Annotated in this window: 10 protein-coding genes and 1 tRNA gene; 6 read left to right on the forward strand and 5 right to left on the reverse strand. The window is 67.4% G+C overall.

The window, feature by feature from the left end:
• Positions 1-16 precede the first annotated feature (16 nt).
• Positions 17-103, reverse strand: a tRNA-Leu gene (locus ABE464_RS00005).
• Between the two features lie 127 nt (positions 104-230).
• On the opposite strand from ABE464_RS00005, the gene rnr reads away from it, so the two are divergent.
• The 3 genes from rnr (at position 231) to rlmB (ending at position 4138) form a co-directional block, all read left to right on the forward strand.
• The gene (gene rnr, locus ABE464_RS00010; RefSeq protein ID WP_346470223.1) at positions 231-2699 is read left to right on the forward strand and encodes a ribonuclease R; all 2469 of its coding nucleotides are present in this window, start codon (positions 231-233) and stop codon (positions 2697-2699) included.
• Positions 2700-2817: 118 nt separating this feature from the next.
• Positions 2818-3294: a GFA family protein gene (locus tag ABE464_RS00015; RefSeq protein ID WP_346470224.1), complete on the forward strand. Its 477-nt coding sequence runs from the start codon at positions 2818-2820 to the stop codon at positions 3292-3294.
• A gap of 97 nt (positions 3295-3391) precedes the next feature.
• Positions 3392-4138, forward strand: a complete 747-nt coding sequence (rlmB, locus tag ABE464_RS00020; RefSeq protein ID WP_019184367.1) for a 23S rRNA (guanosine(2251)-2'-O)-methyltransferase RlmB — start codon at positions 3392-3394, stop codon at positions 4136-4138.
• A gap of 124 nt (positions 4139-4262) precedes the next feature.
• Here the strand turns inward: rlmB and ABE464_RS00025 are convergent, their stop codons facing one another.
• From ABE464_RS00025 to ABE464_RS00035, 3 genes are read right to left on the reverse strand one after another with little or no spacing between them, the layout of a single operon-like run.
• Positions 4263-5702, reverse strand: coding sequence for a TolC family protein (locus ABE464_RS00025; protein WP_346470225.1), 1440 nt, complete (start codon positions 5700-5702; stop codon positions 4263-4265).
• A complete protein-coding gene (locus ABE464_RS00030; RefSeq protein WP_346470226.1) occupies positions 5699-7669 on the reverse strand; it encodes a MacB family efflux pump subunit in 1971 nt (656 codons plus the stop codon). The genes ABE464_RS00025 and ABE464_RS00030 overlap by 4 nt, the downstream gene beginning before the upstream one ends.
• Positions 7666-8934 carry an efflux RND transporter periplasmic adaptor subunit gene (locus ABE464_RS00035; protein ID WP_346470227.1) on the reverse strand — a complete coding sequence of 423 codons (1269 nt, stop codon included), beginning with the start codon at positions 8932-8934 and terminating at the stop codon, positions 7666-7668. Before ABE464_RS00035 ends, ABE464_RS00030 begins: the two co-directional genes overlap by 4 nt.
• Positions 8935-9106: 172 nt before the next feature.
• On the opposite strand from ABE464_RS00035, the gene ABE464_RS00040 reads away from it, so the two are divergent.
• From ABE464_RS00040 to ABE464_RS00050, 3 genes are all read left to right on the forward strand, one after another.
• On the forward strand, positions 9107-9835 hold the full coding sequence (locus ABE464_RS00040) for a response regulator transcription factor (RefSeq protein ID WP_123728792.1): 729 nt from the start codon (positions 9107-9109) through the stop codon (positions 9833-9835).
• On the forward strand, positions 9832-11247 hold the full coding sequence (locus ABE464_RS00045; RefSeq protein WP_346470228.1) for an ATP-binding protein: 1416 nt from the start codon (positions 9832-9834) through the stop codon (positions 11245-11247). The genes ABE464_RS00040 and ABE464_RS00045 overlap by 4 nt, the downstream gene beginning before the upstream one ends.
• Positions 11248-11455: 208 nt before the next feature.
• Positions 11456-14428, forward strand: a complete 2973-nt coding sequence (locus ABE464_RS00050) for a two-component regulator propeller domain-containing protein (RefSeq protein WP_346470229.1) — start codon at positions 11456-11458, stop codon at positions 14426-14428.
• 45 nt (positions 14429-14473) lie between these two features.
• Here ABE464_RS00050 and rnt read toward each other — a convergent pair whose 3' ends face one another.
• A complete protein-coding gene (gene rnt, locus ABE464_RS00055) occupies positions 14474-15061 on the reverse strand; it encodes a ribonuclease T (RefSeq protein WP_346470676.1) in 588 nt (195 codons plus the stop codon).
• Positions 15062-15128: the final 67 nt, after the last annotated feature.

Raw genomic sequence — 15128 nt, forward strand, 5'->3', positions numbered from 1 at the left:
ATCATTTTCTGAGTCATGGTGCCCAGGAGAGGACTCGAACCTCCACGAAGTTGCCCCCGCTAGCACCTGAAGCTAGTGCGTCTACCAATTCCGCCACCTGGGCGACTCAGGGGGCGAATTCTGGGCATGTCCGGGAAGGTTGTCAACGGTTTTGTGAAAATTCTTCACAATCCTGCACAGGCGTGTCGCTGACCGCTTCTGCACACCTGCAGCGGTTACTATTGAGGTCAATGAAACCAAAGAAACCGACCCAGGGCGCGAAAGCCCCCAAGTCCCCGGCGCCCAAGAAGGCAGCCGGTCCGTCGGGCAAGCCCCGCGCTGCCGCCAAGAAGGCCGGCAAGCTGCCACCCTGGATGCCCGAATCCCTGAACACTCCTGAGCCGCCGCGCGGCAACAAGCGGGGCCCGAAGCCCGCGCATGCCGGGCCGATCCCGACCCGTCGCCGCCCGCATCCGACCCCGCTCGACGGTGAGGTCCAGGTCGACCCGTTCGCCGCCCGCGAGGCCGAGCGCTATGCGCAGCCGATCGCCAGCCGTGAGGCGATCCTGCAGCTGCTCGATCGCTGCGATGGCCCGCAGACCGCCGAAGAGATTGCCATCCATCTCGGCCTCACCGAGCCGGACCGCGCCGATGCCCTGGGCAAGCGCCTGGGGGCAATGTGCCGTGACGGCCAGCTGGTGCAGAACCGCCGTGGCGGTTTCGCGCCGCTGCAGGCGGTCAACCTGATCACCGGCGTGGTGATCGCTAACCCGGAAGGGTTCGGCTTCCTGCGCCCGGTCGAAGGTGGCGACGATCTGTTCCTGCCGCCGTTCGAAATGCGCAAGGTGCTGCATGGCGACCGCGTGCTGGTCAACGTGACCGGCATCGATCGTCGTGGTCGCCGCGAGGCGAGCATCTCGCGTGTGCTTGAGCGTGGCATGAGCCGCCTGATCGGTCGCTTCAGCGTCGAGTTCGGCATCAACTACGTGGTGCCGGATGACAAGCGCGTCCAGCGCAATGTGCAGATTCCGCCCGACCAGACCGGGGATGCCCGCGACGGCCAGCTGGTGGTCTGCGAGCTGACCCAGGCGCCGGATACCCGCCGCCCGCCGATTGGCCGCATCATCGCCGTGCTCGGCGACAAGCTGACCGCTTCGCTGGTAGTGGAAACCGCCATCCACGGCCATGAACTGCCGTTCGAATTCCCGGCTGAAGTGCTGGCCGAAGCCACCGCGGTGCCGATGGTGGTCACCCCGGAGCAGATCGGCCACCGCGAAGACCTGCGCAACACGCCGCTGGTCACCATCGATGGCGAGGATGCCAAGGACTTCGACGACGCGGTCTACTGCGAACCCAATGCCGAAGGCTTCCGCCTGGTCGTGGCGATCGCCGACGTCTCCAATTACGTGCGTTCCGGTACGCCGCTGGATGATGAAGCGCAGAAGCGCGCGACCTCGGTCTACTTCCCCGGGTTCGTGGTGCCGATGCTGCCGGAGACGCTCTCCAACGGCATCTGCTCGCTGATGCCGAAGGTCGACCGCATGTGCTTCGTCTGCGACATGCAGGTGAACCGTGAAGGCGAGGTCATCCATTCGCGCTTCTACGAAGCGGTAATGAACTCGCATGCGCGCCTGACCTACAACCAGGTCTGGGAAGCGGTGGGCGAGAACGACCCGGCCGCGCGCAAGGCGATCGGTCCGCTGATGCCGCAGGTCGACCGCCTGTACCAGCTGTATCACGTGCTGGCCAAGGCGCGTACCCGCCGCGGTGCGATCGAGTTTGAAACCTCCGAAGTGCGCTTCGTGCTGGACAACACCGGCGAAGTGACCCAGGCCGGGATGATGGTGCGCAACGATGCGCACAAGCTGATCGAAGAATGCATGATCGCGGCCAACGTGCAGGCCGCGCGCTACCTGCTGGCCAAGCAGGTGCCCGCGCCGTTCCGTGACCATGAACGTCCGCCGGAATCCAAGTACGCCGATCTGCTGGAGTTCCTGAAGGAATTCAAGCTGAGCCTGCCGCCGTGGTCGAAGGTGCAGCCGGCCGATTTCACCAAGCTGCTCAAGAAGGTGCGCGATCGTCCGGACGCGGCGCTGCTGGAATCGGTGCTGCTGCGCAGCCAGAGCCTGGCGGTGTATTCGCCGGACAATCTGGGTCACTTCGGCCTGGCGCTGGATGCGTATGCGCACTTCACCTCGCCGATCCGCCGCTACCCCGATCTGCTGGTGCACCGTGCGATCAAGCACGCGCTCAGCGGGGCCGCGCCGGAGAAGTTCACCTACTCGCCGCGCGAGATGGCCGCATTGGCCCTGCAGTGCTCCGAACGTGCACGCCGCGCCGATGAAGCCGAGCGCGAAGTGGACGAGCGTTACCGCGCCGCGTGGATGGAAAAGCACGTGGGTGGCCAGTTCGATGGCGTGATCAGTGGTGTGACCAGCTTCGGCCTGTTCGTGGAATTGGACGAATCCAAGGTCAACGGCCTGGTCCACGTGACCCAGCTGCCACACGACTACTACCAGTTCGACGCGGTGCGCAAAACGCTCAACGGTGAGCGCCGCGGCAAGATCTACCGACTCGGTGACCGGGTACGGATCCTGGTGCTCAAGGCCAGCATGGAAGAGCGCAAGATCGACTTCCGCCTCGTCGAAGAGAAGGATGATTCGGTGCCGGAACTGCCGCCGCGCGGCCAGCCGGCCAAGCGCCAGAAACAGAAGTATTGATCGACGCGTACCGGCCCACGGCCGGTACGCGGCAGGTGCCGACCCTCGGTCGGCACGCTGGATACCCGCCCACGCTTGATCGGCGGGCTGTCCCCTTGGATCTCATCGGAGCAATCCCATGCCGTCCCTCCCCGAATACAGCGGCGGCTGCCAGTGCGGGGCGATCCGCTTCCATGTGGTCGGCGCGCTGACCCACAGCTCGATCTGCCATTGCCGGATGTGCCAGAAGGCCTTCGGCGCGTACTACGCCCCCTTGGTATCGGTGCGCGGCAGCGAGTTTCGCTGGACCCGTGGTGAGCCGCGGCGTTTCCAGTCGTCCAACATGGTCAGGCGTGGCTTCTGCGCCGACTGCGGCACTCCGTTGACCTATGAAGCCCCGGATGGTGTGGCCGTCGCAGCCGGCGCCTTCGACGAGCCGGCCCGCCTGCCGCCGACGATCCAGTACGGGATCGAGGCCAAGCTCCCGTTCGTGGATGCGCTGGGATCGCTCAGCGCGCTGCGCAGCGAGGAGGACGCCGAAGCCGGGGAGTTCCTGCTGCACATCGTCTCCCATCAGCATCCGGACCACGACACCGCGGAGTGGCCGCCGGGCTGAAGGCCGGCGGTGAACGCCCCCCGTGAACGCCCGGCAGGGCAGGGTGGGCCTTGATGCTCTACCATTACCAACCCCTTTACCGGTCCCGCCCCCCGCAATGAGCAAGCAAAGCCAGTGGATCGTCGGCGTCAACGCCGTCGCCTCTTCGATCGAGAATGATGCCGAGAACGTCCGCGAGGTCCTCATCGAGGCCGGTGCGAAGAACCCGCGTCTGACCGAGATCGAGGAAAACGCACGTCGCAAGGGCATCGACGTGCGCAAGGTGAACACCCAGGCGCTGGACGGTGTGGGCGGTTCGGTGCGTCACCAGGGCGTGGCGGCACGCTACCAGGCCGCGCGGACCTGGGGCGAGAACGAGCTGGAAGGGCTGGTCGAAGCGGCCGAGGGCAAGGCCCTGCTGCTGATCCTCGACGAGGTCCAGGACCCGCATAACCTCGGCGCCTGCCTGCGCAGCGCGGCGGCGGCCGGTGCCACGGCGGTGATCATTCCCAAGGACAAGTCGGCCTCGGTCAATGCGACCGTGCGCAAGACCTCGGCCGGCGCGGCCGACCGCATCCCGGTGGTGCAGGTGACCAACCTGTCGCGCTGCCTGAAGGACCTGCAGAAGCTGGGGGTGTGGATCTACGGCCTGGCCGGTGAAGCCACCGAGTCGCTGTACGCGATCGACCTGAAGGGCAACGTGGCGCTGGTGCTGGGCGGCGAAGCCGACGGCCTGCGCCGCCTGACCCGCGAAAACTGCGATGGCCTGGTCAAGATCCCGATGCCGGGTGATATCGAGAGCCTGAACGTCTCCGTCGCCACCGGCGTGAGCCTGTTCGAAGCGGTGCGTCAGCGCGGGCTGTAAGCCGCGCGCTTGGGGGTAGAGCCGACCGTTGGTCGGCTGCTCTACACGGCGGACGGCAGCCGACCAGCGGTCGGCTCTACATGGTGCGTCGATAGCCGACCAACGGTCGGCTCTACGCGGGGTATTAGCCCGCGCTTCCGCCCAGTGCCTTGAACAACGTGACATCGTTGATCAGCTGTCGCTGGCGTACCGACGCCAGGGACAGCTCGGCATCGCGCCGGGTCTGCTGGGCTTCCAGCCAGGTGCGCAGGTCGGTGGCACCGACCCGGTAGCGCACTTCGTACATCCGCTCGATCTCCACCGCTTCGTCGTAGGACGCCTGCGAGGCCGCCACCTGTGTGGCGAACTGGGTGCGCGCCGAGAGGGCGTTGTCCACTTCCGACAGCGCGGTGTACAGCGTGCGGCGGAACCCGTTGGCTGCGATCTGATAATCCGTGCCGGCCAGGCGGGTGTTCAACTGGGCCTGGCGGACGTTGAGGAAGGGCAGCGACAGCCCCGCGCCCAGGGTGGCGACCGGATTCTTCAGCACGTCCGACAGCGAGGTGGCACCGGTACCGACACTGCCGGTCAGGCTCAGCGCCGGGTAATACTGGGTGGCGGTGACCTTGATGGTCTTCAGGCTGTTGCGCAGGCGCAGTTCGGCGGCGCGCAGGTCAGGGCGCCGGCCGAGCAGATCGGCGGGCAGGCCTTCGGCGACCACCGGGCTGCCCACGCGCTGCAGCTGTTGCGGCTCGTCGGCCAGGGCCAGCGGCTGTCCATCCAGCAGCACGGTCAACGCATTGCGTGCGGCGACACGTTGCTGCTCCAACGCGCTCTGCGCGGCACGCTGCGCCTCCAGGCTCTGCGCGGCCTGGCGCACTTCCAGGCGCGACACCGCACCCGCATCGAAGCGCGCCTGGACCAGCTCGCGAGTGCGCTCCAGCCGCGTCAGGTTGGCCTGGCCGGCGGCGATGGATTGGTTGAGGAAGGCCAGCGTCCAGTACTGCGTGGCCACGTCGCTGATCACCATCAGCGCGGTGTTCTGCAGGTCTTCCTGGCTGGCCTGGGCTTCCCACTGCGCGATGTCACGCTGGGTGCGCAGGCGGCCCCAGAGGTCGATCTCCCACTGCAGTGACACGCCGGCCGAGCTGCCGCGGTTCCAGTCGGCGCTCTGGTCGATGGGGCGATTGCCGCTGCTGCTGACGCTGCCGGAGGGCTGCGGCCACAGCGCGTTGTCGGCCAGCCCGGCCTGCAGGCGCGCGCGCTGCACGGCCAGCCCCGCCGAGACGAGGTCGGTGTTGGCGGTCAGGGCGCGATCGATCACGCGGTCCAGGCCGGGGTCGCCGAACTGGGTCCACCAGGCATCATTGCGGACATCCGCCGGTGCCGCCTGCGGTTGTTCGCTCACGGTCTCGGTGGGGGTGTTCAGGGTGGCATCGCCGCGGCCATAAGTGGCCGGCACCGCCGGCGCGTCGGCCTGGTAGCGGCCGGTGCTGACACAGGCGGACAAGGCCAGCGCGGTCACGCAGGCCAGGGCCAGCGGACGCAGCGAAGCGGGGTGCAGCAGAGCAGGAGAGATCTTCATTCGCGCGCCAGCGCCTCCACGGGATCAAGTTGGGCGGCATTGCGGGCCGGCAGGAAACCAAACGCCACGCCGATCAGGCTGGAGCAGGCAAAGGCGGCCACGATGGATGCGGTCGAGAACAGCATCTGGAAGTCCGGCGCGAATCTGCCGAACAGCCAGCCGACCACCAGCGACAGGCCAACGCCCAGCAGGCCGCCGAGCAGGCACACCAGCACCGCCTCGATCAGGAACTGCTGGCGGATATCGCTCTGCCGCGCGCCGACCGCCATGCGCACGCCGATCTCGCGGGTCCGCTCGGTCACCGAGACCAGCATGATGTTCATCACGCCGATGCCGCCGACCAGCAGCGCGATCGCCGCGATGGCGCTGATCAGCAGGGTCATCGTGCGGGTGGTCTGCTCGATGGTCTGGCGGATCTCGGCGCTGTTGCTGAGGAAGAAGTCCTCGGTACCGTGGCGCATGATCAGCAGCTTGGATATCGCAGCCTGTGCGGCATCCATCGGGGTGGCGTCATCCACGCGCACGGTGATGCTGGAGACATGGCTCTGGCCGAGCATGCGCGACATCACCGTGGTGTACGGCACCCACACGCTCAGGCTGGTGCTGCCGCCGAACCCGAAGCTCTGCCGCTGCGCCACACCGACCACGCGCACCGGCACGTTGCCGAGCAGGATCACCTGGCCGATGGGATCCTCGCCATTGGGGAAGAACTGGGTGCGGGTGTTCTCATCGATGATCGCCACCTGGGCCAGGCTGCGCACCGCATCGGTGTCGAAGAAGCTGCCGGCGATCAACGTCACACCCTTGACCCGGAAGAACTGCTCGCCCACGCCGTTGACCTGGGCGGTGGCCGATTGGTTGCGGTAACGGGCGGTCACCGAGGACGACACGCTGGGCGTGGCGCTGTCGATGTAGCTCTGGCGGCCCAGCGCATCGGCGTCGCTGGCCTTGAGGGTCTGCACGCGGGCCGAACGCATGTCCCCGAAGCCACGGCCGGGATACACGTCGATGGTGTTGGTGCCCAGCGCGCTGATGTTCTGCAGGATCTGCTGCTGGGAGCCATTGCCCATCGCCACCACCGAGACCACCGAGGCGATGCCGATGATGATGCCGAGCATGGTCAGGAAGGTGCGCAGGCGGTGGGCGTTCATGGCCAGCAGGGCCATCCGGAACGCTTCGGTGAAACGATCCCGCGCGGCCCGCCAGCTGTGCCCCTTGCCGGCAGCCACGGTCGGCTGGCGCTGCGCGCGGTAGCTCGGCGCATTCGGATTGATACGGTCGGCGATGATCTCGCCGTCGCGGATCTCGATGATGCGCTGGGCGTGTTCGGCCACGCTCATGTCGTGGGTGACGATGATGATGGTGTGGCCCTCGGCATGCAGCTCGCCGAGGATGCCCATCACCTCTTCGCCGGATTTCGTGTCCAGTGCGCCGGTGGGTTCGTCGGCGAGGATCACCTCGCCACCGTTCATCAGCGCCCGCGCGATCGACACGCGCTGCTGCTGACCACCGGAGAGCTGGCCGGGTTTGTGGTTCATGCGGTCGCCCAGGCCGAGCCGCTGCAGCAGCTGTTCGGCCCGAGCGGTGCGCACGGGCCCCGGGCTGCCGGCGTACACGGCCGGCACGGCGACGTTGCCGCGCGCATCCAGATCGCCGAGCAGGTGGTAGCGCTGGAAAATGAAGCCGAAATGTTCGCGGCGCAGTTCGGCCAGTTCGTCCGGCTCCATCCGGCCGGTCTCGCGGCCGGCCACCTGGTAACTGCCGCGTGTCGGCCGGTCCAGGCAGCCGAGGATGTTCATCAGCGTGGACTTGCCCGAGCCGGACTGGCCGACGATGGCGACCATCTCGCCGGCCGCGATGTCCAGGTTGACGTCGCGCAGCACCGCGATGGTTTCATCGCCCGCCGGGAACTCGCGGCGCAGGTCGCGCAGCCGCAGCAGCGGCGTGCCCGTGGCGGCCCTGCTCATCGGCGCGGCCCGCCCATGCCGGGGCCGCTGATCCGCACGCTGCCACCGCCGCGGTTGCCGCTACCGGCTCCCTGCGCGCCGCCGCCTTCGCCCACGATGACCTTGTCGCCTTCTTCCAGCCCGGACAGCACTTCGGCATTGGCGCCGTTGTTGATGCCGATCTTGACCTTGCGCGGCGTGGGCATGCCATCGGCATCGGCCACACGCACCATGTACTGCCCGTCGCGGGTCTTAGGCCCGAGCGCAACGGCCGGGATGATCAGCACGTTCCTGGCCTGCTTGAGCATCACCGAGACCTGCGCGGTCATGTCGATGCGCAGCGTGCCGTCGGGATTTTCTACATCGAACAGCGCGTTGTAGTAGACCGCGGTGCTGGAGCTGGAGCTGGACGAACTGGAACTGCTGGAACTGTCGTTCGCGATCGAGGAGGGCGCCGGGTTGATCTGGCGCAGCGTGGCGTGGAACTTGCGGTCCGGCTCACCCAGCGTGGTGAAGTACACCGGCATGCCGGCCTTGATCTTGACCACGTCCGCTTCGGAGACCTCGGCATTCACCGTGACCAGGTCCAGGCGGGCCAGCATCACGATGGTCGGCGCGGTCTGGTTGGCGTTGACGGTGCGGCCCTCTTCGGCGACCACCGCGACCACGGTGCCGTCCATCGGCGCGGTGATGCGGGTGTAGGCCAGATTGGCGCGGGCGGTGCCCAGCTCGGTTTCGCGACCGGTGATCTGAGCATCGAAGGACTGGATCTGGGCGCGCGCCGTCTTGAGCTTGGCGTCGGCCGCATCGAACTCGGCGCGCGAGGTGGCCTCGGCGGCCAGCATCTGCTGCTGGCGGGCGAACTCGAGCTCGGCTTCCCGCAGGCTGGCCTGCTGCACCGCGCGCTGCGCCTTGACCTGATCCAGCGAGGCCTGGGCGTTGAGCACCTGGTTCTGCTGGGTGGTGGCGTCGATCTCGGCGATCAGGTCGCCTTCCTTGACGGTATCGCCCAGCTGCACCTTCAGCGATTTGATCTGGCCGGAAGCCTGCGCACCGACGCTGACCAGTTTGTAGGCATCGATCACGCCGGTGGCTTCCACGGTCTGTTCGATATCGCCGCGGCTGACCGGCGAGGTGGCCAGGGTGGGTGCAGCCGGCTTGCGCAGCATCCATGCCACAATCGCGGCGATCAGGACGAGGACCACAAGCAACAGCAGGAGGCGAGCACGGCGGGTTCTGGGCAAACGGGGCTTCACGATGATCGTCAACTCGGCAGGCCGGTGCATCGGCGTTGTCAGCATTGTGAAGATCGTTCACTGCCGGCTCAATGCTTGCCGTGTACCAAGATGTATCCCTGCGGTGCTCAACACGTTTCGTTGTGTATCTGCATCACCCTTTGAAACAGACGTACGCAAACCAGGAGATGCGGTTCAGCTCCCGACAGGGGATGATCACCGCATGGAGACTGCCAACAGCATGCACAGACTGCTGATCGTCGATGACGACAACGATATCCGCCAGCTGCTCGCCGAGCAGCTTGGCCGCGCCGGTTACCTGGTCAGCACTGCCGGCGACGGCAATGGCATGCGCCAGTTGCTGGAGCGCGAGCACGTCGACCTGATCGTGCTCGACCTCAATCTGCCGCGCGAAGACGGCCTGACCCTGTGCCGCGACCTGCGTGCGCGCTCGAGCACGCCGGTGATCATGCTGACCGCGCGCAGCGAGCCGATTGATCGCGTGCTGGGCCTGGAAATGGGCGCCGACGACTATCTCGCCAAGCCGTTTGAGCCGCGCGAGCTGCTCGCCCGTATCCGCAACGTTCTGCGGCGCACTGAGGCGCTGCCGGCCAACCTGGAGCCGCTGGCGATCCGCCGGGCGCGCTTCTCCAGCTGGATCTTCGATCTCGAGCACCGCCATCTGGTCGATCCCGATGGGCGCGTGGTGGTGTTGTCCGGGGCTGAATTCCGCCTGCTGAGGGTCTTCGTCGGCCATGCCAACAAGGTACTGTCGCGTGAGCAGCTGGTGTCGCTCAGCAGTGGCCGCAACTACGAATCCCAGGACCGTGCCATCGATCTGCAGGTCAGCCGGCTGCGCAACAAGCTCGCCGATGACGGCGGCAGCGACGGGCTCATCAAGACCGTGCGCAACGAAGGCTACGTACTTGCGGCGGCAGTGACCCTGGAATGAAACGCCTGCGGCGCTTTTTCGCCTCGATGGTCGGGCGGCTGTTCGTCATCCTGCTGCTGGGCATGAGCGTAGCCGCGGTCGGTGCCACCATGCTGGCCAGCACCAAGCGCCAGCAGGAATTTGAACGGCAGAACCTCAACCGCATTGCCGACCGCCTGCAGGGCTTCGTGAACCTGCTCGACGGTAATCCGGAGCTGCGCGAGCGGCTGCTCGGCAGTGGCGGCCCGAGCGTGCGCCAATTGCCGGAGGGCGCACGCATCGGCAGGCCTGATGCCGCGCTGATGGAAATCCTCGATGACCGGCCCGGCCCTGTCGCCAGCAGCCAGGTCGCCTTTACCTCGTTCCGTTCGTGTCTGCCGCGCCTGCCGGAACTGCTGCCGCCGCCGCGCGACAAGGAAAAGATGCGGCATCCGCCGCGTGAGCGCGACCCGGCCTTCATCCCGCCCAAGTGCCGCGTGGTGACCCTGCAGCTGACCGACGGCACGCCGCTGCGGCTGGCGCTGGATTCCCCGGCTGTCGCGCACAACGGTGTGCTCGCGGTCGACCCGCTGTTCCTGACCCTGCTGGTGGTCGCCATTGCGATCCTGGCGTATATCGTGGCGCGCATGGCCAGTGCACCGCTGCAGCGGTTGGCCGATGCCGCCGCGGCGCTGGGCGATGACCTGCAGGGCGCGCCGATGCCGGTGACCGGTCCGCTGGAAGTGCGCCGCGCCGCCGAAGCGTTCAACGCCATGCAGAAACGCCTGCAGCGCCACCTCGGCGAGCGCACCCAGATGCTGGCCGCGATCACCCATGACCTGCAGACCCCGGTCACCCGGTTGCGGCTGCGTCTGGAGAACGTCACCGACGAAGCGCTGCGCGAGCGCCTGATCGGCGATCTGGGGGCGATGCAGGCGCTGATCCGCGAGGGCCTGGAGTTGGCCCGCAGCGCCGAGAGCGCCGAGCAGCGTGCCGCGCTGGACCTGGATTCGCTGCTGGAGAGCATCGTCGAGGATGCCGTCGAGGCCGGTGCGGACGTGCACTTTGAACAGCCCAGCGGCGCAGTGCTGATGCTGCGGCCACTGGCCATGCATCGCCTGTTCTCCAACCTGGTGGACAACGCGGTGATGTACGGCCAGACCGCGCGGGTGCGGGTGGAGCAGGCCGGGCAGGACGTGGTGGTGCGCATCCGCGACAGCGGCCCTGGCCTGGCCGAGGACGAGTTGGAAGCGGTCTTCGATCCGTTCGTGCGGCTGGAAACCTCGCGCTCGCGCCAGACCGGCGGCGCGGGGCTCGGGCTGACCATCGCCCGCGCGCTGGCCGAAAAGGACGGGGCGACGCTGCACCTGCGCAACCATCCCCAAGGGGGTCTGGAGGCGATCGTGCGCTGGTCCTCGCCGGCCCGCGCAGCGGCGGGCACGCGCGGGGGCTGAGCCAGCTCCCCCAAGGCGCCCGGTTTTGCCTACTATGGGCGTCTCTTTCCAGCGTCTCCCCCATGAGAGCGTACGACTCTGCCAGCCATCGCGCTGGTGCACGGCCGTTCCCCCCATGCACACGGCGCCTGCCCAAGGCTGATCCACACGGATGAGCGAGCGGGGGGGCAGGATCCGGTGGCGGCCGGTACAACTGAATGTTCCAGGCATGCCAACCCTGCAGGCGGCCGCGCTGTGGCTGTTGCTGCTGTGCGCGCTGCCGTGGTCGCTGTCGGCGCAGGATGGCCCGCCGCCGTTGCGCGATTACGCCATCGATGTGTGGACCTCCCGCAACGGCCTGCCGCACAACTCCCTGCGCGATATCGCGCAGACCCCGGAGGGCCACCTGTGGTTCGCCACCTGGGAAGGGCTGGTCCGCTACAACGGCCTGGATTTCACGGTCTTCGACCGCAGTACCACACCGGGCCTGCGCGACAACGGGGTAGGCGGGCTGCTGGTCGACCGTAGCGGTGGGCTGTGGATCAGCGATTCGCGTGGCAACGTGACCCGGCGCGGCGCGGACGGGCGCTGGCAGGTCTGGGAGCATCGCGCCGATACGCCGCAGGTGTTGATCCAGGCGATGCAGATGGACAGCCATGGGCGTCTGTGGCTGCTGTACGAAGGCAAGGGCATCGCCAGCCTCGGCCCGGACGGCCACATCGATTACCAACCGCCGCCGGCCGACGTGCCGCTGGCGATGAGCTTCACCAAACTGGTCGTGGATGCCCAGGACCGGGTCTGGGTCGGTACGCTGGACGGACTGGTCGTGCGTGATACCGATGGTGTCCTGCGCCGGGCGCCGGAGAGCTTCGGGCTGGGCCGTGGTCTGGTCTGGCCCTATCGCGCCCCGGATGGGGTGATGTGGGTGGTCGCCGGCGAGCGCATCTATCGCATGCAGGATGGCGTGCCGCAGTTGCAGCACCGTCTGCCCGGCGTGACCCATATCACGGCGATGCTGCAGGACCGCCATGGTGACCTGTGGCTGGGTACCGAGAACCAGGGCCTGCTGCGTTTGTCGCGGCATGGGCTGGAGCGGCTGCCGGCCGGGCTGTCGCTACCCGGCGGGCGGGTGGTCAGCCTGCGTGAAGATGCCGAAGGCAGTATCTGGGTGGGGGCCAATGGCGGGTTGTACCGCTTGCGCGAAACCCTGTTCAGCAGCTTTACCGAGCGCGACGGGCTCAGTGGCGATTACGTGCGCACCGTTTTCGAGGATCGCCAACGGCAGCTCTGGATCGGCAGCGCGCGCGGCCTTGACCGTCGCGACGCCCAAGGGACGTTCATTCCCGTGCCGCTGCGCAACAACGTCGGCAAGAGCCCTTCGGTGCTGAGCCTGGCCCAGGACCGCAACGGTGACCTGTGGGTGGGCACCTTCGGCGATGGCATCTTCCGGGTCGGCGAGAACGGACAGCAGCAGCGGACGTATGGCAGCGCCGACGGGCTGCTCGGCGGCAACATCCGCGCGATCAGTATCGACCGCGAGGGGGTGATCTGGGCCGGCACCCAGAAGGGCGTGGTGCGCATCGTTGCCGACAAGGCCGAGCCGGTGACCATTCCCGGCATGCCCACCGGGCTGACCACCGCGCTCACCCACGATGCCGAGGGCGCACTGTGGATCGGTACCATCGAGGGGATCCGCGTGCTGCGCGGCAATCGCGTGCAGGCGATCGATCTGGAGGCACTGGGCGGAGGCCGCAGTGTGTTCGGGTTCCAGCAGATCGGCGATGCGATGTGGATCAGCACCGATCGCGGCCTGTACCGCTACCAGGAAGGCACGCTGGCACGGGTCGGCCTGGAGCAGGGCATGCCGGTGGATACGGTCTTCCAGCTGATTCCCGATCGCGTGGGCAATGTCTGGATCAGCAGCAACCGCGGCGTCCTGCGGACCGACATGGCCATGCTCAACGCGGTCGCCGACGGTCGCGCCGCACGGGTCGAGGTGGAGCACTACAACGAGATCGACGGCATGGCCAACTCACAGGCCAATGGCAGCTCGGGCCCCTCGGCGATCCTGCGCCAGGACGGCACCTTCTGGGTGGTCACGGCCGGCGGTCTGAGCACGGTCGACCCACTGCGCCTGCAGCGTTTCCGAGAGCGCCTGGCACCCCCGGCGGTGATCGAAAGCGTCCTGGTCGATGGCGCGCCGCTGCACTGGCAGGGCAGCAATCACAACACCATCCCGGGTGGCCGACGCCTCAGCGTGAGTTATGTGGGGCTGAGCTATCTGCTCTCCGAGCGTATCCGCTACCGCACGCGTCTGGACGGCTTGGACAAGGGCTGGGTCGAGCGCGGGCAGCAACGCAGTGTGGAGTTCATCGGGCTGCCGCCGGGCGATTACACCCTGCATGTGTCGGCCGCGCATCCCGGTGGCGCCTGGAGCGACAGTGAAGCGGTCTGGGAATTCACGGTCGAACCGTTCCTGTGGCAACGCCACAGCGTGCAGCTGATCGCCGCGCTGCTGTTGCTGGCGGGGCTGGTCGCGCTGTACCGCTACCTGATCAATCGCTACAAGGCCAGCAACGTGCGGCTCGCGCGGTTGGTGCAGGACGCCACGCTGGATCTGCAGGCACAGACGGTCAACCTGCAGGCACTGAACCAGGAGAAGACCGAACTGGCTGATCGCCTGGCGGTCCAGGCCGAGGCGTTCGAGCGCCAGGCGCGCGAAGACGCCTTGACCGGACTGCCGAACCGGCGTGCGTTCGATGAGGCATTGGCGCGCGATTTCGCGCGCTCACAGCGCAGCCATCACCCGTTGTGCCTGGTGGTGCTGGACATCGACCACTTCAAGGAAGTGAACGACCAGCACAGCCATTCAGTGGGCGATGTGGTGCTGGTGGAAGTGGCACGGCTGCTGGCCTCGGCCTGTCGGGACTCGGACATGCCCGCACGCACCGGTGGCGAAGAATTCGCGCTGCTGCTCAATGACACCCGTCTGGATGAAGCGGCCCAGGTCTGCGCGCGGCTGCGCGGGCTGTTCCACGATCATCCGGACTGGGCAGGGATTGCGGGCCTGAAGGTCACCTTCAGTGCGGGACTTGTCGAACTGGATGCTGCCGACCGCACGCCGATGCTGTTGTACCAGCGCGCCGACCGCGCCTTGTATCGGGCGAAAAGCGAAGGGCGCGACAGGACCGCTATCGGTTGACGATCTGCGCGCCAGCCGGCGACCGTGCGCCGCGGGTGCGCAGCCTCAGGGGCGCGGCCAGCTGTTGGCGACTTTGCAGAACAGCTTGGCGGTCTGCTCGGTGTCGTACACCGCACTGTGCGCCTCGTCGGCATCCCAGCCCAGCCCGGCCGCCGTGGCGGCGCGTGCCAGCACGGTCTGGCCATAGGCGATACCGCCCAGGGTGACCGTGTCGAACACGCTGAAGGGATGGAACGGGTTGCGCTTGTGCCCGGTGCGGTTGACCGCGGCATTGACAAAGCCCAGATCGAAATGCGCGTTGTGCCCGACCAGGATGGCGCGCTGGCAGCCGTACTTTTTCATCGCCGCCCGGATCGGCGCGAAGATGTGGTCCAGCGCATCGCGCTCGACTTTGGCCAGGCGGAAGGGGTGATCCAGGATGATCCCGGTGATCTCCAGCGACTTGGGATCGATTTCCAGGCCTTCGGCCGGCACCACGTGGGCGCTGGCGGTCTGGCCCGGATAGAGCACGCCGTTCTCATCCATTTCGATCGGAACGGCGGCGATCTCCAGCAGGGCGTGGCGATCTGAGTCGAAGCCGCCTGTCTCCACATCCACCACCACCGGCAGGAAGCCGCGGAAGCGGGTTGCCATCAAGCGCTGGGCGGCAGCGGGCAGTACGTCGGCAGCTGCCGGCGCGTCGGAGCGGGGGAGGTCGTCA

It is taken from the genome of Stenotrophomonas sp. TWI587 (assembly GCF_039674145.1).
In the GTDB taxonomy this organism is placed as follows: Bacteria; Pseudomonadota; Gammaproteobacteria; order Xanthomonadales; family Xanthomonadaceae; genus Stenotrophomonas; species Stenotrophomonas maltophilia_AY.